Consider the following 20,799-nt stretch of genomic DNA (forward strand, 5'->3'; position numbering starts at 1 on the left):
AAATCGGCACATTTCGCCTGATTTCCGCCCGTCGCGTCTAATGCAATCGCGAGCAACGGAAGTTCAACTTCCCGCAGAATCCGCTGGTAAAGACCTGGTGGCGGCAATTGCCCGCCGTGAAGATCAAAATACCGCCGCAGATGCTTTTCGATCGACGCTGAAAGCTTTTCGCTGTTGCCACCTCCGGTCAGCGGCTCAATCGCCGGCTGATTTCCAAGAACAACTTCGACTTCTGCCCGTCCGATCTCCTCTTCGCCACCGGTGATCGACAGACGGCGGATCGTATTCTCTAACTGCCGCACGTTGCCCGGCCAGGAGTAGGCGCGCACAAGCTCCAAACCTTGCGGTGTAAACTTTCGCGATGGCAGACCATCCCGTTCGGCGCGGGCAAAGAAGTGACCTGCAAGAAGCGGAATATCTTCAACCCGTTCGCGCAATGACGGCACCGCAAGTGAAACACCACCAAGCCGGTAATAAAGGTCCGACCGAAACATTCCCTGATCCAGCTTTAACGCTAGGTCCGCCTGACTGGTCGCCATGATCCGGGGGGCATTGTCGGTGAAGCTGTCCAGCATCCGGACAATGCGCGCCTGCGCATCCTCATTCAGATCGCCAACCTCGTCGAACAAAAGAGTGCCATTGCGAACCCGCGAAATCAAAGCCGCAGGCCCCTCCATCTGCGCTAGGTCGCTGCCACTGGCGACAACAAACGGCAACGTACGCCGGTCAGATAAATCATGGATCGCCCGCGCGATCAAAGACTTGCCAGTGCCGCTTTCACCGGTGATCAAAATCGGCAAATCAGCATTCATAACCCGCGCGACCAAGCGATAGATTGCCTGCATCCCAGGCGTGCGCCCAACCAAAGGCAAATCCTCGCCCGTATCGCGGCTGGCCTCGGTGCGCGGCGCTGGTGCGCGCCGCTTTACTTCCAGCGCGCGGGCCGCACGCTTCATCAGATCCGGCAGATCAAACGGTTTCGGCAAATAGTCATAGGCATCGGCTTCCGTCGCCTGAATGGCCGTCATAATCGTGTTTTGAGCAGAAATCACAATGACCGGCAAACCAGGGCGCTGCTCAGCAATCAGCGGCAACTGATCAAGCCCATTGCCATCCGGCATCATCACATCCGAGATTACCAGATCGCCTTTGCCCTCTTCGACCCAGCGCATCAGCGTCACCAAAGACGATGTCGCGTGTACTTTGCAGCCAGCGCGCGTCAAAGCTTGCGTTAGAACGGTTCGTATCGTTCTGTCGTCATCCGCGACCAGAATTGTGCCGTCCATTGGATAGTGCCTCCTACGTATTAAACCCTGTTACCCTTCAGTCTTCTTTCGGCGCAACAGGGAGAGATATTCTAAAAACTGTACGTCCCGGAACGCTGTCGACACTGATCCAGCCATCGTGGTCCGAGATGATTTTGCTCACCAACGCAAGGCCAAGCCCCGTACCGTTCTCACGACTCGAAATGAACGGATCGAACACATCCTGCGCAATCTCTGGTGGCAGGCCAGGCCCGTCATCAATGATCTCCACCTGAAGTGGCAGGGACCCCGTGCCGTCCTTGCGCCGCAGCCGCAGCGACATTTCGTAGAATGTGCGGATACGGATGGTGCCTTTGGTGTCTCCCGCTGCCTCAGCCGCGTTCTTCAAAAGGTTCAGAAAGACCTGAAGCATCTGGTCGCCATCAACATGGGTCGACGGCAGCGACGGATCATAATCCTCGACAATCGACATATGTGCGGCAAACCCAATCATCGCCGACTTGCGGGCGCGGTCCAGAAGATCGTGCACATTCACTGCCCGGCGTTCGGGCGGTCTTAGGTTTCCAAACTGCTCAACTTGCTCCAGCAGCTTCACGATGCGGCGGCTCTCACTGACGATCAGATCGGTCAGCTCAAGATCATCCCCCGCAAGGCCCATGCTCAAAAGCTGCGCAGCACCTGTAATGCCGGCCAGCGGGTTTTTAATCTCGTGGGCAAGCATCTCTGCCATGCCAATCGCCGAATTTGCCGACGATTTGACCGAAAATGACCGCCCTAGGCGATCCGCCAGGCCGCGCGGCTCCATAAGCACCAGCACGTAGCCGGGCATCCCCGTCATCGGAGCAATCTGCACGTTAGAGCGCACAGGCCTCGTGTTCCCTGTCCCGACATCCACGTTGTTCATAAAAAGCGACGACTGATCCTGCCGCACGCGCCGGAACGCATCATCAATCGGGGAATCAATCGCCAAAATGTCGAACAAAGGTGCGCCGCGCACCGACCGCACACTCGCGTTCAAAAAACTTTCAGCTGCCGGGTTCACTTCCGCAATCACATCGCCCGGATCGATCAGGAACGCCGGGATCGGAAGCGATAGCCACAGCATGTCGTGAAACGTGTTCATGCCGCCACCCGCGCGTCCATCGCGTCGGGAATCAACTCGCGCGCACGTTCCACGTCCGACGTCAAAAGTGCTTTTCGCAAGCCGGGGTCAGTGCCCACATGATCCATGTACCAACCCAAGTGTTTACGCACGACACGCCCGCCAAGCTGGGGCCCGTAAAATTCAACCGTGTCCTCAAAATGGCGAAGAACCATCTCTACCAAATCGCGGCCCCGCGGAATATCAGGTGCAATCCCGCGTCCAAGCGCGTGCGCAATTTCGGCAAGCCGCCATGGCGTTCCTTGCGCCCCTCGGCCTACCATCACGCCGTCCGCACCCGACGCCGCAAGGGCTGTTTTGGCGGATGTCAAATCCACGATGTCGCCATTGGCAATCACCGGGATCGACACAGCATCCTTCACCGCCCGGATCGCTGCCCAATCGGCGCGGCCTTTGTAAAACTGACAGCGTGTACGCCCGTGGATCGTCAGCATCTGCACGCCCGCCGCCTCGGCACGACGGGCAATGAAGGGTGCATTCAGACAATCGTCGTCCCAGCCAAGCCGCATTTTAAGTGTCACCGGCACTGCGACCGCGCCTACGACTGCTTCGATCAGAGACAACGCATGGTCCGGGGTCTTCATCAAAGCCGATCCCGACAAACCGCCCGTCACCTTCTTCGCGGGGCAGCCCATATTGATATCGATGATCTTCGCGCCGTTTGCCTCAACCATCCTTGCGGCCTCTGCGATCCAATACACATCGCGCCCTGCGAGCTGCACCGAGGTCGCCTGCTCGCCAAACCCAAGCTCGGCTTTCTCCCGAACGCCAGGCTTTGCCTGAACCATCTCTTGACTGGCCACCATCTCGCTCACAACAAGGCCCGCGCCAAAAGACGCAACCAGCCGGCGAAACGGCAAGTCGGTGATACCAGCCATAGGGGCTAAAAACACAGGCGGGTCGAGTGATAGGGAGCCAACGGCAATTGTCATGCTTATTCCTTGAGCAATGAGTTGTTAGATAGGCCAATTCAAAGGTAGATCCAATTTTTCGAAGGCGAAAAGCCTCGCTAATCGGCATATGCCTATTTTTTGGGCATCTATCCGGGCGAATGCGACCATTGTCACTGGCATCGCCATTGCCTAGACGAATGGAATGACACGAGAGACCCAAAATTGAGCGTTGGAGCCGTCATCGTTGCCGCCGGTCGGGGGACCCGCGCAGGCGGGGGACTTCCCAAACAATGGCGTCCTTTAGCAGGCGCAACGGTGGCGAGCCACACGCTTGCCGCCTTCACCTCACACCCGCTCATCGACAGCATCGTGATTGTGGTGCACCCAGACGACATCGCAACCGACCTCTGGCCCGCAGACACCGGCGGTGCCATCGTGGCCGGAGGCGAAACGCGCACGGCCTCCGTGCGCGCAGGCCTCGCGGCTCTTGCGGGTCGCGTCGATCACGTCCTGATCCACGACGTTGCGCGCCCTCTCATTTCGCATGCTGTCATCGACCGAGTGATTGCTGCGCTTAAAAGTAGTGATGCAGCTGCGCCCGCCATAGCCGTCACCGATGCGCTTTGGCACGGCAAGGACAACACCGTCGTGGGTACTCAGGACCGCACCGGAGTTTACCGCGCACAAACCCCGCAAGGCTTTGATCTTGCAAAGATCATCGCAGCCCACGAAACCGCAAACGCCGACGCAGCGGACGACGTTGAGATTGCACGCCTCGCCGGCATCACAGTGACAATCGTCGAGGGTGACCCTGCCAACGTTAAAATCACGGGCCCGGAAGACTTCAACCGCGCGGAACGCCTCCTGCAAGAAAGGTCCGAAACTCCCATGGATATTCGCGTCGGCAACGGCTTTGACGTCCACCGCTTCGGTTCCGGAGATCACGTGATCCTTTGTGGCGTCACCATTCCCCATTCTCGCGGCCTGCAAGGTCACTCCGACGCGGACGTCGGCCTCCACACGATCACCGACGCCATTTACGGCGCGCTCAGCGAAGGCGACATTGGCCGCCACTTCCCGCCAACCGATCCGCAATGGAAAGGGGCCGCTTCCGGGACTTTCCTCACCCACGCCGCAGACCTTGCAGCGTCCCGAGGTTTCCGAATTTCAAACATCGACTGTACGCTGATCTGCGAATTTCCTAAAATCGCCCCACACGCAGCCGATATGCAAAAAGAAGTTGCTCGCATCACAAATACCGAACCCAGTCGCATCAGCGTAAAAGCGACAACGTCAGAAAAACTTGGCTTCCCTGGCCGTGGTGAAGGGATCGCTTGCATGGCGACCGTCACCCTGATCGCGCCATGAACCGGCTCGCACTCAGCTTCTTTGGCGCCGGCTACATCCGTCCCGCACCCGGCACATGGGGCTCGCTCGCAGCCCTCCCGGCGGCGTGGCTTATCTATATGGCCGTCGGCCCCGTCGGCTTGGTGGTCGGAGCAGTCCTTCTCTATGCTTTGGGAATCTACGTTATAAACGCCGAACTTAAAGGCCAGGACGACCATGATCCATCGTGGGTCGTTATCGACGAAGTCGTCGGCCAGTGGATCGCGCTTTTGCCGGTCGCGTTCGGCGCATATCGCACAGGCATCAGCCCCCTCTTGCTTTGGCCCGGGATTGTTTCCGCTTTTTTGCTGTTTCGTCTCTTCGATATCTGGAAGCCATGGATTATCGGCAAAATCGACGCGCGCGGCGACGCTATAGGCGTAATGCTTGACGACGTGTTGGCAGGCATCTTCGCTGCAATTGTGGTTATAGGGCTCGCAGCCCTCATCCACACAGGCATTCTCGGCGATATTCCGGATCAAGAATGAAACCGGCAAACCTCATAGACCTCGCTCGCCGCAAGGGCGCAGTGATCGCCACTGCAGAAAGCTGCACCGGCGGTCTGATCTCGGGAGCCATCACCGAAATCCCCGGCTCATCGGATGTGTTTGATCGCGGTTTCGTCACCTATTCCAATGCCGCAAAAATCGAAATGCTGGGCGTTGACCCCGATACCATCAAAACATTCGGAGCCGTCAGCGAAGAAGTCGCCCAAGCGATGGCATCCGGCGCACTACGCCACTCTGATGCGACACTCACGGTCTCTGTAACCGGCCTCGCGGGGCCCGGCGGATCAGACTACAAACCCGAAGGACGCGTGTGTTTTGCTATTGCGCAAAACGGCACAGCGCCTCACGTGGAAACCATTGACTTCGGTCCGCTCGGACGCGCCAAAGTGCGACAGTCAACGGTGAGCCACGCCCTGAACCTCCTCTCAGCCGCACTTTCCTAAAGCGCCTGCTTTTTGTGCATAGCCACCCAAAAACCGCCCAATCTGCCATCGCTTGACGTCTCGCATAAGAAATGAACGCAACTTAACCCATTTGCCGCTTTTATTTGCACGCCCATCACTGTTCCTCACCCAAAACGCATATCGGAGGGACAGATCATGGTCGGAGCCGACACCGCCTGGATAATCGTAGCCACAGCACTTGTGCTGTTCATGACATTGCCGGGCCTCGCCCTCTTTTACGGCGGCCTTGTGCGGGCGCGAAACGTACTCAGCGTCTTCATGCATTGTTACACCATCGCCTGTGCGATGTCGGTGGCATGGCTCGCTTTCGGCTACACCATCGCCTTTGGTCCTGGCGGCTCTGGACTTTGGGGCGGCCTCGACAAGATGTTCCTGAATGGCGTCACGGCCGACAGCCTCGCCGGCACCTTGCCCGAAGTGCTCTTCTTTGCCTTCCAGATGACCTTCGCCATTATAACCCCTGCCCTCATCGTCGGCGCCTACGTCGAACGCGCGAACTTCGCCTTTGTCGTCACCTTTTCCACGCTCTGGATGCTCCTGTGCTATGCGCCGGTCGTTCACTGGATATGGGGTGGCGGAATACTGTCCGACGGCGGCATTTTCGGCGAAACCGGGGTGCGCGACTTTGCAGGCGGCATCGTGGTCCATGAAACTGCAGGCCTCGCCGCGCTTGTGATCGCCGTGTTCCTCGGCGCGCGCGCCAACCAGACAACACCGCCCCATAATCCTGGCTTCGTCATGATCGGCGCGGCCATGCTTTGGGTCGGATGGTTTGGCTTTAACGGAGGCTCGCAACTTGCTGCTGACGGAGGCGCTGCAATGGCGCTGACAGTGACCCATATCTCTGCCGCAACAGCCTCCTTGACCTGGGCGCTTTGGGAGCGGATCAAATACGGAAAATCCTCCATGGTCGGCCTTGTGACCGGCACCATCGCAGGCCTCGCCTCGATCACCCCCGCCAGCGGCTTTGTGGGCCCGATCGAGGCCCTGATAATAGGCGCAATTGCGGGCATATTGTGCCAAGAGGCTGTCAAACTCATCCGCAACAAGTTGAAAATCGACGACACGCTCGATGTATTCGCAGTCCACGGCGTCGGCGGCATCTTCGGCACGATCATGATCGCCGTTCTCGGCCAAGGCACATGGGCCGCACAGCTTGGCGGCATCACAATTGTCGGCATCTACACTGTTGTTGTGACGTCGACCTTGGTCGTCATAGTCAAAGCGATCTTCGCTCTGCGCGTTGACGAAGAAACCGAAACCACAGGCCTGGATCTCGCCCAACACGGCGAGCGCGCCTACGATATGTCGTCGTAAACACGCCAAGGCCGGGGCCTCTGGTCCCGGCCGTTCAAAAGTTTATTCCCCGTACAGATCCTTCGCGCGACGCTCGAACGCACGTACAATCCGCTGCATGGCATCGTCAAAAAACAACGTCGCCGTTGATTGCAAAAATCTGTTGCGGAACGCGAAATCCACGTGAAAAAACACCTCGCACCCATCGTCAGCCTCGGTGAACTTCCAGTTCGAGATCATATGTTCAAATGGCCCGTCCAGGTATTCCGTGTCAATCCAACGGTCCTGCGGCCACAGCACGACACGACTGCCAAATCGTTCGCGAAATACTTTGAACGAGATCACAAGATCGGCCAGCATCACTTCGCTTTCGCCGACTTTCTGTATGGACCGGATCCGCGCAGCGGCCGTCCACGGCAAAAACTCCGGGTACCGCGCAACATCCGCGACAAGGTCATACATTTGTTGAGCCGAATACGGCAGGCGGCGGGTTTCTTCGTGTGTCGGCATCGCTTCGGTCTTTTATTTGGGGTCTTGATTTGGCTTCGGACTGGCCAGAGCTCGCTCCTTAAGTGTAGAGACACCGGGGACAGTCAAGAGGGGATGCGAACGTGACGCAGCAATATGTAATCGACGAAATGATTTCCGCTAAGTCTATCGCCGCCCGGATCGAGGTCCTTGCCAGCGAGATCAAAACCGCCTTCGCTGATACCGATAAGCTGGTTGTGGTCGGCCTTTTGCGGGGCTCGTTCGTCTTTATTGCCGATCTCGTGCGCGAATTGGACTTGAACGTCGAGGTCGACTTTCTCGAAGCCTCGTCCTACGGCGACAGCACTGAAAGCAGCCGTGAAGTTCGCATTCTGAAAGACTTGCGCGGCGAGATAGGTGGTCGCGATGTGCTCGTTGTCGAAGATATCGTCGATACCGGTTTCACGCTAAGCCACGTGACCCAACTTCTGGCCACGCGCGAGCCGAAACGACTTGAAACCATCGCCCTTCTCGACAAGCCATCACGGCGCGAAACCAATATCCGCGCGACCTGGACAGGATTCGAAATTCCTGACGAGTTCGTCGTCGGCTACGGCATCGACTACGCGCAACGGAACCGAAACCTGCCCTATATAGGGAAAGTTCGGTTCACATAAGCAACACTCAGACTGTGTCTGCGACGCATTTAACACATTCTTAACTACGTCAGCCGAAACTTCACCGATATGCCTGACCTCATCAGGCGACTCACCTTAGTGTCTTCTACGGGGAGGGGTATCGTTTAAGGATCGCGTTTTTGCGCCACCCCCTCGCTGTCGCCATTTTGATTTGTCTCTCGACGCCCGGCTTTGCCGAAAGCGTTGACGTGACGATCGAAGATCCGGCGATCCGTCTCGATTTCAAAGCGAATGCTTCCGTCCCCGATGCAACGCTAAAGACAAACTATCGGTTTGGCGGCGCGATCATCGAACCGCACTTGCGCCTTGGCATCTCCACTTATGACGATCGCCGCGCAGCCTACGCAAGCGCCGGGTTCGACCTGCCGTTCGGCGAAGTTGACGTCGGGCGTCCCCGCTCAATTCTTGATGCTGGTCCGCTGCCGACAGGCGCGCCGGGTGTCCCACAGACCCTGCGCCCCCTCGCTGCCGAAGCGGCGCTCAATGAGACGCTTGGCGCCGGGCTCCGAATTGCTGCCACGCAAGGTCCGGTCAGCTTTGGCACGTCTTTCCACAGCATTGAACAATCCAGCCTTTCAATCCTTGGCGTTGCCGGTCGTTACGATTTGCGGCAAATTACTGCCGTCGACAACGCGGCCGTGTATGGCGGCGCAGAATCTGATGGCGACGAACAGCGCTTTCGCCTTGGCACGGAAATGACCCGCGGCATCGCCACAGCCGGCGTCGATCTTTTTCGCACGAGTGAAGACGAGGGCCGTACCCTCAGCCAAGTCTATCTTGGTCTTGCGGTCACGCCAAGCGTATCGCTCGGCATTTCCGGCCTGCGCGATACGCTGGACGCCACCGTCACCCGATTTGGACTTGGTGCCTCTGTGGCCACCGAAGGCGGCGCTTTTTTCCAGGGCGGCGTGGATGGCGTAACAAGCGAGGATCCGGCGTTCGGCCTGTCTGTCGGCTTCGAGTTCTAAGTCAATTGCCCGCCCCTTGCCCGCAACATCAAATCATTGTGCGCCAAAGCGCAGACAATCCGCACAATTCGCGAGTTTCCTTTTTATCGCACCACACTACCTTTTAGCCAACAAACCGTTTTTCGGAGACATGTCCAAATGAAATTTCTTCTTACTCTGGCGCTTTCAGCAACAATCGCCGCAACCACATGCACTGCATTTGCAGGTGGACACGACGGCAACCCTGCTGTGACGGCGCGCAAAGCCCATATGCAGATTTACCAACACAACCTGACAATCCTTGGCAACATGGTCCGTGGCAATGCCGACTATGACGCCGCAGCAGCGCAGGCAGCCGCCGACAATATGGTTATTCTTACCACGTTGAACCAATCCACATATTGGATTCCCGGCACCACCAATGCCGAACTTGGCGACGAGACCCGCACTCTGCCTGCAATTTTCGAATCTGGCTCGACCGCCCGCGAAATCGGGGGGCAGCTTGCTGCTGCGACGGTCGCACTTGCAGCCGTTGCAAGCGACGGCGTTGAGGCCATCGGCCCGGCACTTGGACCTGTCGGCGCAAGCTGTACGGCATGTCATCGACCCTACCGCATCTCACGCAACTAAAGACGTGATAACGTCTGGGGTGCGTGTTCGCGCGGGCCTCACAGCCAGTTAGGGTGACGACCATGAGACGTCTTTTGATCATCACCGCCTTTGGCGCAATTGCGACGCTGGCGGGCGGCCTATGGGTCACGCGGCCTCTTACTGTGGAAGCGGACACGGTTTCGGCCATAGAAGGCAACGCAGCCGCTGGTGAAATGGTGTTTGCACTTGGCTCATGTGCCTCGTGCCACACCTCACCAGATGGCGACAAAGCTGTTCTGGCTGGGGGGCGTGAATTCACCACAGATTTTGGAACCTTTGTCGCCCCGAACATCTCGCCAGATATGCTAAATGGCATCGGCAATTGGTCACAGGTCGATTTCTTCAACGCTTTGCGCCAAGGCACATCGCCAGACGGAAAACACTATTTCCCGGCGTTTCCTTACGCATCCTATGCGCGGATGACCGACACTGATGTCGCAAACCTATGGGCCTACATCGCCACATTGCCCAGCTCGGATCAGCCGAGCCAATCGCATCGCCTGACTTTCCCCTTCAACATGCGTGCCGGAGTTGGTGTCTGGAAAGCACTCTATTTCCGCACAGCCTTTGTTCAACCCGCCAGAGACACCGAACGCGGCCGCTACCTCGCCGAAGCGATCGGCCATTGCGCCGAATGCCATACACCGCGCACAGCGCTGGGCGGACTGCAAAACAACCGCTGGATGGCAGGCGCCCCGGACCCAAGCGGCAAAGGTAAAACCCCGGGACTTTCGCCCGCACAACTGAAATGGTCAGCGGATGACATCGCCTATTATCTGGAAACCGGACTCACCCCAGATTTTGACAGCGCAGGCGGTGGTATGGCTGCCGTGATCGAAGGCACATCCAAACTGCCGCCGGAAGACCGCGCCGCAATTGCCGCCTACATCAAAGCCTTACCTGCCACCGAATAATCGGCAGTTCGGCAGGCTCAGACAGCCCCAAGTTTCCTAAGGCGCGCTTCGCGCAGCCGCGCAAAATCGTCGCCCGCATGATAGGAAGACCGCGTCAAAGGTGTCGCTGAAACCATCAAGAAGCCCTTGCCGTACGCTGCCGTCTCAAAGGCCGCGAACTCTTCTGGGGTCACAAAGCGATCAACCGCATGGTGCTTTGGTGTCGGCTGCAAGTACTGGCCTATCGTCAGAAAATCGATGTCTGCGGCGCGCATATCATCCATCACGGCATGAACCGCCTTCTTGTCCTCGCCTAAACCAAGCATGATCCCCGATTTGGTGAACATCGTCGGATCGATCTCCTTCACCCGCTGCAAAAGCCGCAAGGAATGGAAATACCGCGCGCCCGGACGCACCTCGGTGTAAAGTCCCGGTACTGTCTCAAGGTTATGGTTGAACACATCCGGCTTGGCGGCCACGACCACTTCCAAAACCGACGGATCACAACGGATAAAATCAGGCGTCAAAATCTCAATCGTCGTAGAGGGGCTTTGGCGACGGATCGCTCGGATGGTCTGCGCGAAATGTTCCGCACCACCGTCTTCCACGTCATCGCGGTCGACGGACGTCACCACCACGTGGTTCAGCCCCAACTTCTTCACTGCGTCCGCCACGCGCCCCGGCTCGAAGACGTCCAAATCCTCAGGCGGCTTGCCCGTCGCGATGTTGCAGAACGTGCAAGCCCGCGTGCAAACATCGCCCATGATCATCATCGTCGCGTGACCTTGGCTCCAGCACTCACCCACGTTCGGGCAACCAGCTTCTTCGCACACCGTCACCAGCTTATGCTCGCGCATAATATCGCGGGTCTTCTTATAACCCTCGCTGACCGGAGCCTTCACACGGATCCAATCAGGCTTTTTGGGCTGAGCATTGTCCGGACGGCGCTGTTTCTCAGGATGGCGCAGCGCGGGAATTTTAAGGTCTTTTTTGGTCATCACAGTTCCTCTTGCCCCCCGAAGTAAACCTCTCACGCCGCGAAGTCCAACAATCGAAAGGTCGCACATGGCGGCTATGCACCAGATGCAACCAATCTGTTGGGCGTCCGTTCAGAATCGCGTACTTTGTCAATTAGCGGATACCAATTTCCCGACCCCGAGTCATAATGCTTTTTCAGCCTGAACAAAGCGGTACGCAGCACGATCTTGCCCGACCGCGCCGACAATCCCATTCGCCTTTCTGTGGACTCGATCCCCTCGTGGAAACAGCAAAGCCGCAAAACCACATCACCAAGGCCGGGAGCAAGATCGCTTAGCGCCTCTGCAATACGTTTTCGCGCCGCTTCAGACCCACCGCCTCTACCGGACGACACGCAATCGCTGTGTCCGCCCGCCGTCAGAGACCTGTCCCAATTCTGCGCCACCCGCGGCCCCAACTGAGCCAGCTGAAAGTCCTCCCGCGACCGTTCGCCTGCGGCCTCAAGATCGCTGGACAAAAATGGCTCCCTTGTTTTGTAGCGCCGCCGCGCCAAAGATAAAACGAGCTTTCAGTCGCGTTATACCGCACGCGCCGCCGGGTTCCGTGACCATCCCAGTCGGTACGCGTCGCAAGCTCACCGTGCTGCGCGGCAAAGGGGTTGGCCTCTTCGCTCATACCGGCGCGCAAAGCCTCCTCTTCGGCCAGAAAACGCTTCAACGCGTGGCGGCCGGTGGTACTGATACGGTATCGCTTGATCCTCCCGTCGCTGTGCAGTGTGACCCAGTCTTTCAACGCCAATGCCTCAGCTAAAGGGGCTCGATCACCGCAGTGTGCAGCGTCTCGCCACCGGCGCTCTCGCGCAAGACCAATGCTTCCTCCATATCCTCGGTTAATACCAGACAAGCCCCCGGCTAATTCATCCGCCGTAAAACCCGAGGCGCCTCGGCGCGAATCCCGGCGTGATCAGGCATCACCACATCTTGAGTATTCAGAGCAAGGGCCATCGTTTCTTCGTACTCGACATCATTATGGGCTGCATTTTCATCTCCTTGCGCCAGGCCCAAACGGCTCAAGGCAAGGTGCATAAGAAAGTCATAACGGCGTAACTGCCGCAGAATAGTCGACGCATAACACCCCGCCTCCCGCGCAAGCGACCGCGCCGGCTGCCCTTGCTCAGTATGCGCGAGATATCGGCAGACCTCTTGCGGCACCCATTCGGGAACGCGAGGGGTCGATGCTTTCGCTGTCATACTTTGCAACTGGCAATCTCCTTTACGTCGGACTCGATACTATGAGCCGCCAATTCAATGGCACTCATTTACCTTAACTGTAAGCAACCTTTGGTTGCGAAAATTTCCGAGCAGCGAACAACTCCGACAGTCAGCAGATTGATCCGGCAATTCTAAGCAACTGTAAATTCGCGCGAACGCATATTTTAGTCGCCAAACGATACATGCTAAAGTTGCGCTAAGGCCATAAGATTATTAATCAAAGGAATCATAAAATGGCCGATCCTCTGGCGCATATTGTAACGCTTCGCCGCCCCCTGCATGCTGATCCGCGCCGGCCGCCACGGACTTGCCAACTACAGCCGAGAGCGTAGGCTGGCACACGTCCTTCGAAAGCCAGAAAAAGGACCGGATGGAGTATTGACTGATCTGATGCACACCGAAGCCGAAATTGAGGCCACACACGAACGGCGACGTGGCCTATTCGGTCGCACGTCATCTTGAAGTGTTGATCGCGCTGATCGGCGAGGCACGCCTTATGAAAGCGCGCCCCCGAAATCCGGAAGGCGCGTATGCCTTTCTTTAACCAAAGGCATCGGGCTCGGACGCTTTCTTGTTGGCCACATAGGCCACAAGCGCCTCACGCGTCACCGGATCCAGCGGCGGCGCCTGATAATCGCGCAAAAGCTTCTCAACCCGCGCCCCGGCCAATGTAACCGTGTCACGCTCGCCCTCTTCGGCCCAGGTCTCATAAGGTTTGTAGTCCAGCAAATCCGTCCGCCAGAAAGCGTCCTTAAAGTTCGCTTGCGTGTGCGCACAACCTAGGTAATGCCCCCCCGGCCCTACTTCGCGGATCGCATCCATCGCCTGCCCGTTCTCCGACACGTCAATGCCACGCGCCAGATGATGCAGAGTGCCAAGCTGGTCAGCGTCCATGACAAACTTCTCCAAGCTGGCGACAAGCCCGCCCTCAAGCCAACCGGCCGCGTGCAGCATGAAGTTCACACCGGCCAAAAGCCCGACATTCAGCGAATTTGCAGTTTCATATCCTGCCTGCGCATCCGGCAGTTTCGATCCACAAAACGAACCGGCCGAGCGATAGGGAAGCCCAAGGCGCCGCACGATCTGCCCCACACCATACGTGATATGCGCCGCTTCAGGAGTACCAAAAGTCGGAGCGCCCGAGTTCATATCAATCGACGTCACAAACGCCCCTGCAATCACCGGAGCGCCGGGGCGCACCAATTGGCTATAGGCAACGCCCGCCAAAATCTCGGCCGTCACTTGCGTCAACGTTCCCGCCACACTGACGGGTGCCATCGCGCCGCCCACGATAAACGGCGAAATGATCGTCGCCTGATTATTCTTCGCATAAATCTCCAACGCGCCCATCATGGTCGAATCAAATGTCAGCGGAGAGTTGATATTGATCAGTGACGTCATCACCGTGTTCTCGGCCACGAAGTCTTTGCCAAACAGGATCTGACACATCTCTACCGAATCTTGCGCTCGTGACGGCTCGGTCACTGACCCCATGAACGGCTTGTCAGACAACGTCATATGCGCCAGCAACATATCCAGATGCCGCTTGTTCACCGCAACATCAGTCGGTTCACACACTGTGCCACCGGAATGGTGCATCCACTTCGACATATAGGCCAGCTTCACGAATTTCTCGAAATCTTCCATCGTCGCATAGCGCCGCCCACCCATGGCATCGCGGACAAACGGCGGACCATAAACCGGCGCCAGAACCATACTGCCGCCACCGATTTCAACGCTTCGCTCAGGATTGCGGGCGTGCTGGATGTATGAAGACGGCGCCGTCTTGCACAGCTTGCGCGCCAAGCCTTTGGGCAGTCGAACCCGCTCGCCCTCAACATCTGCGCCCGCATCCTTCCAGCGCTTCAGAGCGGCCGGATTATCAACAAAAGCAACACCGATCTCTTCCAGAACGGTTTCTGCATTCGCCTCAATAATCGCCAGGGCTTCTTCGTTCAGAACTTCATAGTTCGGAATATTGCGCTCGATATACTTCGCAACCTCAATGCGCACCGCTGTTCGTTCAGCGCGCCTAGCCGCACCACCGCCACCCCGTGCCCGCCGCCGCTCACCAACTTCAGCCATAATCCACGCTCCGAGAAAAAGTGATTTTCCAGACGATACACCAGCGCCCCCCGCGCTACGGCCAAATAGCGGCTTCTGCCAAGCGAAAACGACATGAGCCCCTGATCTTGAAGAAAAACGTGCTCGCGCACTCACGCCACCCGGTCCAAACCCCCAAACCACCTTGCACATAACGCGCCCCGCGCCTAATCAGCGATCATGACAGATCAAGCCCACGACCGCCTTCTCATCATCGACTTCGGCAGCCAGGTGACGCAGCTTATTGCCCGCCGCCTGCGCGAACTTAACGTCTATTGCGAAATCCACCCATTTCAGACTGTGACTGATGAATTCCTTGCAGACTTCGAGCCCAAGGCCGTGATACTTTCGGGTGGCCCGGCAAGCGTCGTGCACGATGGCTCTCCGCGTCCACCTGCAAGCGTTTTCGAACGCGGCGTGCCGGTGCTCGGCATCTGCTATGGCCAGCAAGTCATGATGCAAATGCTCGGCGGTCGCGTTGAAGGTGGCAAAATCTCCGGCGGCGGCGGCACCGCAGAATTCGGCCGCGCCTACGTGACGCCGGAAAACCAATCCCCGCTTCTTGAGGGCTGGTTTGACGATGGACGCGAGCAAGTCTGGATGAGCCACGGCGACCACGTGGCCGAAATTGCGCCGGGTTTTGAGGTCTTCGGCACCTCCCCAAACGCCCCATTCGCCATCACGGCAGACCCCAATCGCAACTTTTTCGCGGTGCAATTCCACCCCGAGGTACACCACACACCTAAGGGCGCTAAACTCTACGAAAACTTCGTGCGGCTTGCAGGCTTCGGCGGCGACTGGACCATGGGTGCTTACCGTGAAGAAGCAATCCGAAAAATCCGCGAGCAAGTCGGCGACAAAAAGGTGATCTGCGGTCTGTCGGGCGGCGTCGATTCGTCCGTCGCCGCGGTCCTCATCCATGAAGCCATCGGCGACCAGCTGACGTGCGTATTCGTTGACCACGGCCTGTTGCGCGAAAATGAAGCCGACGAAGTCGTCAAGATGTTCCGAGACAACTACAACATCCCGCTGATCCACGCAGACGAAAGCGAATTGTTCCTTGGCGAGCTTGATGGCCAGTCCGACCCTGAAACCAAGCGCAAAATCATCGGCCGGCTTTTCATCGAGGTCTTCCAGAAATACGCCAACGACATCGACGGCGCTGAATTCCTCGCCCAGGGCACGCTTTATCCGGATGTGATCGAAAGCGTCAGCTTCTCCGGCGGCCCCTCGGTCACGATCAAAAGCCACCACAACGTCGGCGGTCTCCCTGAGAAAATGGGCCTGAAACTTGTCGAGCCTTTGCGCGAGTTGTTCAAAGACGAAGTGCGCGCCCTTGGCCGTGAACTGGGATTGCCCCCAAGCTTCATTGGCCGCCACCCCTTCCCTGGCCCCGGCCTTGCTATCCGCTGCCCTGGAGAGATCACCCGCGAAAAACTCAAGATCCTGCGCCAAGCTGATGTCGTCTACATCGACCAGATCCGCAAACACGGGCTGTATGATGAAATCTGGCAGGCCTTCGCGGCAATTCTGCCGGTTCGCACCGTCGGTGTCATGGGCGACGGACGCACCTATGACTACGCCTGCGCCCTGCGCGCCGTCACATCTGTCGACGGGATGACGGCCGATTATTACCCCTTCACCCACGACTTCATTGGTGAAACCGTCACCCGGATCATCAACGAAGTGCAGGGCATCAACCGGGTATTTTATGACGTAACTTCCAAGCCCCCAGGCACGATCGAGATGGAATAAAACACAATCAAAACTCTGGTTGTGGGCAACAATTCCTAGATAATCTCCATATTAAGAGCCTTTTCGCCACGATATTGAGCCACTTTGACCTGAATTCTGCCCGAAGGTTGGGCGATAAGGTCTCAATGAGTTAACACTTCCCAAATGGCGCGGGAGCGGCCATTATTTGGGTGAAAACAAACAGGTATTTCTATGAAATTCATTCGCTGGATATTCGCGATCACCATTCTTTCGGGTTGGATCGCACTCATCGGCACCGGACTTTACGTCGCGATGTACGAAGCTAAAATCGATCTTCCCGAGGCCGAGGCCATCGTGGTCGTCTCTGGAAACGCTGGCAAGAATGGTGGCATGCTTGGTGAGACCGAAGCCCGCCTGAACCGTGCCGTCGCTCTTTACAACGAAGGCCTCGCACCCCGCTTGATCCTATCGGGCGGCTCAAAGTCGGACGCCGAAACCGTGGCCGACGCCATGAAAGCCGCCGCAATCGCAGGCGGCGTGCCGGAAAACGCGATCACCGTCGAAGGTGCCTCGCATTCAACCCTGCAGAACGCTATCTTCGCCGCCGACATCGAAGACCTCAGCAAAGCGGCACCTATCCTTCTGGTCACGCATCGCTACCACCTGCCGCGCGCGAACGCCTCGTTCCGCTGGGCCGGGTTCAGCGATATTACAAACGTCGCCGCTGACCCCGACGGGGGATTTCAAATCACACCGGGCCTATTGTGGGAAAGCGTAAAGTGGCCTCTTAACGTCCTGCGCGCTGGCGCTGCAAGTGCTGCGCAAGCCGGTAACGTGCCGCGCGAAGACTACATCCAATACCTCGAATGAGCGAAGGGTCGCGGCCTTTACTGGCCGCGGCCTGGATGACGGGGGCAATCGTTAGCTTTTCGTCCATGGCCGTCGCCGGGCGCGCCCTTAACCACGAGCTCGATACCTTCGAGATGATGATGTACCGGTCGCTGATCGGGCTCGCCATCGTGCTTGCCATCGGCTTTTCCACTGGCAAAATCCGCGAAGTGCGTCGTGACCGTCTTGGCCTGCACCTGATCCGCAACCTCTCTCACTTCGCCGGCCAGAACTTATGGCTCTACGCACTCGGGATGATCTCGCTGGCGCAGTTGTTCGCGCTCGAATTCACATCGCCGATCTGGATCATGATCCTTGCGACCTTCCTTCTGGGTGAGCGTCTCACCAAACCCCGCCTCATCGCGGTCGCGCTTGGATTTGCAGGCGCGCTTCTTGTGGCACGCCCCGGCACAGGCGGCGACCCCGCGGGCCTAACGATAGCCGCACTCGCTGCTGTCGGATTTGCCGGCTCAATCGTCTGCACTAAGCTGCTGACGCGCACCGAAACGATCCTTGGCATCCTTTTCTGGCTAACCGCAATGCAAGCCGTTTTCGGCATCATCGCCGCCGGGTATGACGCCGACATCGCCTGGCCCTCAGCGTCTAGCTGGCCTTGGGTCGTCATGATTGCGGTCGCGGGGCTTCTAGCCCACACGTGCCTGACCAATGCGCTCGCCATTGCACCGGCCACAGTCGTCACACCGATGGATTTCATCCGCCTGCCCGTCATCGCAATTGTCGGCATGGCGTTTTACGGCGAAGTACTCGACCCGCTCGTTTTTGTCGGAGCGGCCCTGATATTCGGCGGCAATTACCTCAACATCTGGGTCGAATCGCGAAAACCCCGCGCTGTGTAACGGTTTTGTGACGCACGTGCCCCACGAGACTTTGTGACGTGGCGTCCTAATTGACCCCTAAGAGGCGACTTCCTAAACGTCGCCTTCACGACCAACGTGAGTGACTGGGGGGGACTGCTGCAAAGTCACAGGCGGCCTACGCTACGTGGAAATCGGCGACACCGACACGACGGCTGGCGCAAGCTTCACAGACAATTCGGCCATCGCTGGGGGCATCCGCGTGGGCTATTATTTCTAACACCACCAATCACTCACGTTCAAAGAGCCCCGCCTTCGTGCGGGGGGGCTTGGGCGAGCAAGCCACGCCTTCAGAAAATCCCGCCAGCCCTGATTGACCCCTCCCACCCCCGCGCCTATCGACGTGTCTAGGCCAAGGAACGAGGACGCCATGCTCTATAAAAGTGCCGCCGATTGGCGAAACGCCCCCGAAAAGCGCATCATGCTTTTCGGCATGTCCGGCCTTGGCAAAACCCATATCTCAAACCTCTTACGCGAGGGCAAAGGCTGGTTCCATTACTCGGTCGATTATCGCATCGGCACCCGCTACATGGGCGAACACATCGCTGATAACTTCAAACGTGAGGCGATGAAGGTGCCGCTTTTGGCGGAGCTTCTGAAATCCGACAGCGTCTACATCCAATCCAACATCACGTTCGATAACCTTGCGCCGCTTTCAACCTACCTTGGCAAACCGGGAGACCCCGCAAAAGGCGGCCTGCTCTTCGCAGAATACCTGCACCGCCAAGATCTCCATCGCGCAGCAGAAGCCGCCGCCTTGCTGGATACCGCACACTTCGTTGAACGCGCGCAAAACCTTTATGGCTATGAGAATTTCATCTGCGACACATCAGGCTCGATCTGCGAAATCGTAGATCCCGCAGACAAAAACGATCCCGTCTTGTCGGCGCTTGCCGACAATGTGTTGATGGTCTGGATCGAAGGATCTGACGCCCACACCCAGGAACTCGTCCAACGCTTTGACCGCGCGCCCAAGCCAATGTGCTACAACGCAGACTTTCTCACCAAAGCCTGGGCCGACTACTCCGCTGAAACCAGCCAACCTGAAGACAAAGTCGACCCCGACGCCTTCGTACGCTGGACATACGCGCGTGCGCTCGCCCACCGCCAGCCACGCTACCGCGCCATGGCCGACAACTGGGGCATAACGGTGCAAGCCGATGACATTGCCCGCGTTGAAACCGAAGCCGACATGATCGACCTCATCGCCAAGGCACTTCCCTAAAGCTTCACCCTTTCAAAAATACCTCGTTGTGAGGCCCCGACCGGGGTCGACGTCCAGCGCCCCTTGTCCTCTCCCCATCACAAGACTATTTCCGCCTCTAACGCAAAAAGGAAACGACCCGAAAATGCCCATCAAACTGCCATCAAACCTCCCCGCCTATGACGTGCTTACGCGCGAGGGTGTGATGGTGATGCCGGCAGATGCGGCCGAAAAGCAGGACATCCGCCCGATGAAAATCGGCCTGTTGAACCTGATGCCAAAGAAGATCCAGACCGAGAACCAGTTCGCCCGCCTGATCGGAGCGACCCCGCTGCAGATCGAGCTGCAACTAATCCGCATGTCCGAGCACCAGACCAAAAACACGGCTGCGGAACACATGGAAGAATTTTACCGTCCCTTCCAGGAAATCAAAGATCAGAAATTCGACGGTCTGATCATCACCGGCGCGCCCATCGAACACATGCCTTTCGAGGACGTCACTTATTGGGACGAACTTAAAGAAGTCATGGACTGGACCCAGACCAACGTCCACATGACCTTCGGCGTTTGTTGGGGTGGCATGGCGATGATCAATCACTTCCACAGCGTCAGAAAACACATCCTCGACGCTAAGGCTTTCGGCTGCTTTCGGCACATGAACCTCGCACCACAAAGCCCTTATCTAAGGGGCTTTTCGGACGAGTTTGTGATCCCGGTCAGCCGCTGGACGGAGATGAAACAAGCAGAGATTGACACCGCTGTCGGCCTCACCACACTGCTTGGTTCTGACGAGGCTGGCGCATGCCTTGTCGAAGACACTGCGCATCGCGCGCTCTACATCTTCAATCACTTTGAATACGACAGCGGCACCCTCAAAGAGGAATACGACCGCGACATTTCAAGCGGCACGCCGATCAACGTGCCAATGAACTACTATCCCGGCGACGACCCGTCGCAACAGCCGCAGAACCGCTGGCGCAGCCATGCGCATTTGCTCTACGGCAACTGGATCAGCGAGATGTATCTGACCACGCCTTACGACATGGATCAGATCGGCCAGACCGTGACGGATTTGCGGAAATGACCGCACTGGTCACGCGCGCCTTGTCACCTAAATGTCACCGAATGCCCT

Annotated in this window: 23 protein-coding genes and 1 pseudogene; 16 read left to right on the forward strand and 8 right to left on the reverse strand. The window is 57.7% G+C overall.

Features of this window, described 5'->3' with window-relative positions; all coding sequences use genetic code 11:
• From AC221Y_RS03500 to dusB, 3 genes are all read right to left on the reverse strand, one after another.
• Nucleotides 1-1,286, reverse strand: a 1,286-nt coding sequence (locus AC221Y_RS03500) for a response regulator (protein WP_486706789.1), incomplete at its 3' end; no start/stop codon positions are given.
• A gap of 37 nt (nt 1,287-1,323) precedes the next feature.
• Entirely contained in the window at nt 1,324-2,388 is a 1,065-nt protein-coding gene (locus AC221Y_RS03505) for a two-component system sensor histidine kinase NtrB (RefSeq protein WP_486706790.1), read from the reverse strand.
• Nucleotides 2,385-3,359, reverse strand: a complete 975-nt coding sequence (gene dusB / locus AC221Y_RS03510; protein WP_299753864.1) for a tRNA dihydrouridine synthase DusB — start codon at nt 3,357-3,359, stop codon at nt 2,385-2,387. The genes AC221Y_RS03505 and dusB overlap by 4 nt, the downstream gene beginning before the upstream one ends.
• A gap of 183 nt (nt 3,360-3,542) precedes the next feature.
• Between dusB and AC221Y_RS03515 the strand changes: the two genes are divergently transcribed.
• The 4 genes from AC221Y_RS03515 (at nt 3,543) to AC221Y_RS03530 (ending at nt 6,996) form a co-directional block, all read left to right on the forward strand.
• On the forward strand, nt 3,543-4,688 hold the full coding sequence (locus tag AC221Y_RS03515; protein WP_299753865.1) for a bifunctional 2-C-methyl-D-erythritol 4-phosphate cytidylyltransferase/2-C-methyl-D-erythritol 2,4-cyclodiphosphate synthase: 1,146 nt from the start codon (nt 3,543-3,545) through the stop codon (nt 4,686-4,688).
• Complete coding sequence (locus tag AC221Y_RS03520) at nt 4,685-5,194, forward strand: phosphatidylglycerophosphatase A family protein (protein ID WP_299753866.1); 510 nt, start codon at nt 4,685-4,687, stop codon at nt 5,192-5,194. Before AC221Y_RS03515 ends, AC221Y_RS03520 begins: the two co-directional genes overlap by 4 nt.
• A complete protein-coding gene (locus AC221Y_RS03525; RefSeq protein ID WP_299753867.1) occupies nt 5,191-5,658 on the forward strand; it encodes a CinA family protein in 468 nt (155 codons plus the stop codon). Before AC221Y_RS03520 ends, AC221Y_RS03525 begins: the two co-directional genes overlap by 4 nt.
• Nucleotides 5,659-5,814: 156 nt before the next feature.
• Nucleotides 5,815-6,996 carry an ammonium transporter gene (locus AC221Y_RS03530; protein WP_299753868.1) on the forward strand — a complete coding sequence of 394 codons (1,182 nt, stop codon included), beginning with the start codon at nt 5,815-5,817 and terminating at the stop codon, nt 6,994-6,996.
• A gap of 42 nt (nt 6,997-7,038) precedes the next feature.
• Here AC221Y_RS03530 and AC221Y_RS03535 read toward each other — a convergent pair whose 3' ends face one another.
• The gene (locus AC221Y_RS03535) at nt 7,039-7,485 is read right to left on the reverse strand and encodes a type II toxin-antitoxin system RatA family toxin (protein ID WP_299753869.1); all 447 of its coding nucleotides are present in this window, start codon (nt 7,483-7,485) and stop codon (nt 7,039-7,041) included.
• 128 nt (nt 7,486-7,613) lie between these two features.
• On the opposite strand from AC221Y_RS03535, the gene hpt reads away from it, so the two are divergent.
• The 4 genes from hpt (at nt 7,614) to AC221Y_RS03555 (ending at nt 10,653) form a co-directional block, all read left to right on the forward strand.
• Nucleotides 7,614-8,120 (forward strand): hypoxanthine phosphoribosyltransferase, encoded by a 507-nt coding sequence (gene hpt, locus AC221Y_RS03540; RefSeq protein ID WP_299753924.1) that lies wholly within the window; start codon nt 7,614-7,616, stop codon nt 8,118-8,120.
• Nucleotides 8,121-8,260: 140 nt separating this feature from the next.
• Nucleotides 8,261-9,109, forward strand: coding sequence for a hypothetical protein (locus tag AC221Y_RS03545; protein WP_299753870.1), 849 nt, complete (start codon nt 8,261-8,263; stop codon nt 9,107-9,109).
• Between the two features lie 138 nt (nt 9,110-9,247).
• On the forward strand, nt 9,248-9,718 hold the full coding sequence (locus tag AC221Y_RS03550; protein WP_486706791.1) for a cytochrome c: 471 nt from the start codon (nt 9,248-9,250) through the stop codon (nt 9,716-9,718).
• 62 nt (nt 9,719-9,780) lie between these two features.
• The gene (locus tag AC221Y_RS03555; RefSeq protein ID WP_299753872.1) at nt 9,781-10,653 is read left to right on the forward strand and encodes a cytochrome c; all 873 of its coding nucleotides are present in this window, start codon (nt 9,781-9,783) and stop codon (nt 10,651-10,653) included.
• Nucleotides 10,654-10,670: 17 nt separating this feature from the next.
• Here the strand turns inward: AC221Y_RS03555 and lipA are convergent, their stop codons facing one another.
• Both lipA and AC221Y_RS03565 read right to left on the reverse strand, forming a co-directional pair.
• A complete protein-coding gene (gene lipA / locus AC221Y_RS03560; RefSeq protein WP_299753873.1) occupies nt 10,671-11,630 on the reverse strand; it encodes a lipoyl synthase in 960 nt (319 codons plus the stop codon).
• A 74-nt stretch (nt 11,631-11,704) separates the two neighbouring features.
• Nucleotides 11,705-12,127 carry a DUF6456 domain-containing protein gene (locus AC221Y_RS03565; RefSeq protein WP_366141713.1) on the reverse strand — a complete coding sequence of 141 codons (423 nt, stop codon included), beginning with the start codon at nt 12,125-12,127 and terminating at the stop codon, nt 11,705-11,707.
• Nucleotides 12,128-12,213: 86 nt separating this feature from the next.
• Here AC221Y_RS03565 and AC221Y_RS03570 point away from each other — a divergent pair, with 86 nt between their 5' ends.
• Nucleotides 12,214-12,420: a hypothetical protein gene (locus AC221Y_RS03570; RefSeq protein ID WP_366141714.1), complete on the forward strand. Its 207-nt coding sequence runs from the start codon at nt 12,214-12,216 to the stop codon at nt 12,418-12,420.
• 101 nt (nt 12,421-12,521) lie between these two features.
• On the opposite strand, the gene AC221Y_RS03575 is transcribed toward AC221Y_RS03570, so the two are convergent.
• A complete protein-coding gene (locus AC221Y_RS03575) occupies nt 12,522-12,869 on the reverse strand; it encodes a hypothetical protein (protein ID WP_366141715.1) in 348 nt (115 codons plus the stop codon).
• 291 nt (nt 12,870-13,160) lie between these two features.
• On the opposite strand from AC221Y_RS03575, the pseudogene AC221Y_RS03580 reads away from it, so the two are divergent.
• Nucleotides 13,161-13,425: pseudogene (locus AC221Y_RS03580) on the forward strand (DUF6477 family protein).
• Here AC221Y_RS03580 and AC221Y_RS03585 read toward each other — a convergent pair.
• Nucleotides 13,422-14,966 (reverse strand): trimethylamine methyltransferase family protein, encoded by a 1,545-nt coding sequence (locus tag AC221Y_RS03585; RefSeq protein WP_486706792.1) that lies wholly within the window; start codon nt 14,964-14,966, stop codon nt 13,422-13,424. The pseudogene AC221Y_RS03580 and the gene AC221Y_RS03585 overlap by 4 nt on opposite strands.
• A 198-nt stretch (nt 14,967-15,164) precedes the next feature.
• On the opposite strand from AC221Y_RS03585, the gene guaA reads away from it, so the two are divergent.
• From guaA to metA, 6 genes are all read left to right on the forward strand, one after another.
• The gene (guaA, locus tag AC221Y_RS03590) at nt 15,165-16,739 is read left to right on the forward strand and encodes a glutamine-hydrolyzing GMP synthase (protein WP_486706793.1); all 1,575 of its coding nucleotides are present in this window, start codon (nt 15,165-15,167) and stop codon (nt 16,737-16,739) included.
• Between the two features lie 192 nt (nt 16,740-16,931).
• Nucleotides 16,932-17,570 carry a YdcF family protein gene (locus AC221Y_RS03595; RefSeq protein WP_299753876.1) on the forward strand — a complete coding sequence of 213 codons (639 nt, stop codon included), beginning with the start codon at nt 16,932-16,934 and terminating at the stop codon, nt 17,568-17,570.
• Nucleotides 17,567-18,445, forward strand: a complete 879-nt coding sequence (locus AC221Y_RS03600; RefSeq protein ID WP_299753877.1) for a DMT family transporter — start codon at nt 17,567-17,569, stop codon at nt 18,443-18,445. The genes AC221Y_RS03595 and AC221Y_RS03600 overlap by 4 nt, the downstream gene beginning before the upstream one ends.
• Before the next feature lie 100 nt (nt 18,446-18,545).
• Entirely contained in the window at nt 18,546-18,683 is a 138-nt protein-coding gene (locus AC221Y_RS03605) for a hypothetical protein (protein WP_299753878.1), read from the forward strand.
• A gap of 150 nt (nt 18,684-18,833) precedes the next feature.
• Complete coding sequence (locus tag AC221Y_RS03610) at nt 18,834-19,688, forward strand: DEAD/DEAH box helicase family protein (RefSeq protein WP_299753879.1); 855 nt, start codon at nt 18,834-18,836, stop codon at nt 19,686-19,688.
• A gap of 124 nt (nt 19,689-19,812) precedes the next feature.
• A complete protein-coding gene (metA, locus tag AC221Y_RS03615; RefSeq protein WP_299753880.1) occupies nt 19,813-20,751 on the forward strand; it encodes a homoserine O-acetyltransferase MetA in 939 nt (312 codons plus the stop codon).
• Nucleotides 20,752-20,799: the final 48 nt, after the last annotated feature.

This window comes from Boseongicola sp. (genome assembly GCF_057460485.1).

What these genes read in the sequence shown, in the direction of transcription:
- AC221Y_RS03505 (WP_486706790.1), bottom strand. Translation starts at nt 2,388, where the DNA reads ATGAACACGTTTCACGACATGCTGTGGCTATCGCTTCCGATCCCGGCG.
- dusB (WP_299753864.1), bottom strand. Translation starts at nt 3,359, where the DNA reads ATGACAATTGCCGTTGGCTCCCTATCACTCGACCCGCCTGTGTTTTTA.
- AC221Y_RS03520 (WP_299753866.1), top strand. Translation starts at nt 4,685, where the DNA reads ATGAACCGGCTCGCACTCAGCTTCTTTGGCGCCGGCTACATCCGTCCC.
- AC221Y_RS03525 (WP_299753867.1), top strand. Translation starts at nt 5,191, where the DNA reads ATGAAACCGGCAAACCTCATAGACCTCGCTCGCCGCAAGGGCGCAGTG.
- AC221Y_RS03530 (WP_299753868.1), top strand. Translation starts at nt 5,815, where the DNA reads ATGGTCGGAGCCGACACCGCCTGGATAATCGTAGCCACAGCACTTGTG.
- AC221Y_RS03535 (WP_299753869.1), bottom strand. Translation starts at nt 7,485, where the DNA reads ATGCCGACACACGAAGAAACCCGCCGCCTGCCGTATTCGGCTCAACAA.
- hpt (WP_299753924.1), top strand. Translation starts at nt 7,614, where the DNA reads ATGATTTCCGCTAAGTCTATCGCCGCCCGGATCGAGGTCCTTGCCAGC.
- AC221Y_RS03550 (WP_486706791.1), top strand. Translation starts at nt 9,248, where the DNA reads ATGAAATTTCTTCTTACTCTGGCGCTTTCAGCAACAATCGCCGCAACC.
- AC221Y_RS03555 (WP_299753872.1), top strand. Translation starts at nt 9,781, where the DNA reads ATGAGACGTCTTTTGATCATCACCGCCTTTGGCGCAATTGCGACGCTG.
- lipA (WP_299753873.1), bottom strand. Translation starts at nt 11,630, where the DNA reads ATGACCAAAAAAGACCTTAAAATTCCCGCGCTGCGCCATCCTGAGAAA.
- AC221Y_RS03585 (WP_486706792.1), bottom strand. Translation starts at nt 14,966, where the DNA reads ATGGCTGAAGTTGGTGAGCGGCGGCGGGCACGGGGTGGCGGTGGTGCG.
- guaA (WP_486706793.1), top strand. Translation starts at nt 15,165, where the DNA reads ATGACAGATCAAGCCCACGACCGCCTTCTCATCATCGACTTCGGCAGC.
- AC221Y_RS03595 (WP_299753876.1), top strand. Translation starts at nt 16,932, where the DNA reads ATGAAATTCATTCGCTGGATATTCGCGATCACCATTCTTTCGGGTTGG.
- AC221Y_RS03600 (WP_299753877.1), top strand. Translation starts at nt 17,567, where the DNA reads ATGAGCGAAGGGTCGCGGCCTTTACTGGCCGCGGCCTGGATGACGGGG.
- AC221Y_RS03610 (WP_299753879.1), top strand. Translation starts at nt 18,834, where the DNA reads ATGCTCTATAAAAGTGCCGCCGATTGGCGAAACGCCCCCGAAAAGCGC.
- metA (WP_299753880.1), top strand. Translation starts at nt 19,813, where the DNA reads ATGCCCATCAAACTGCCATCAAACCTCCCCGCCTATGACGTGCTTACG.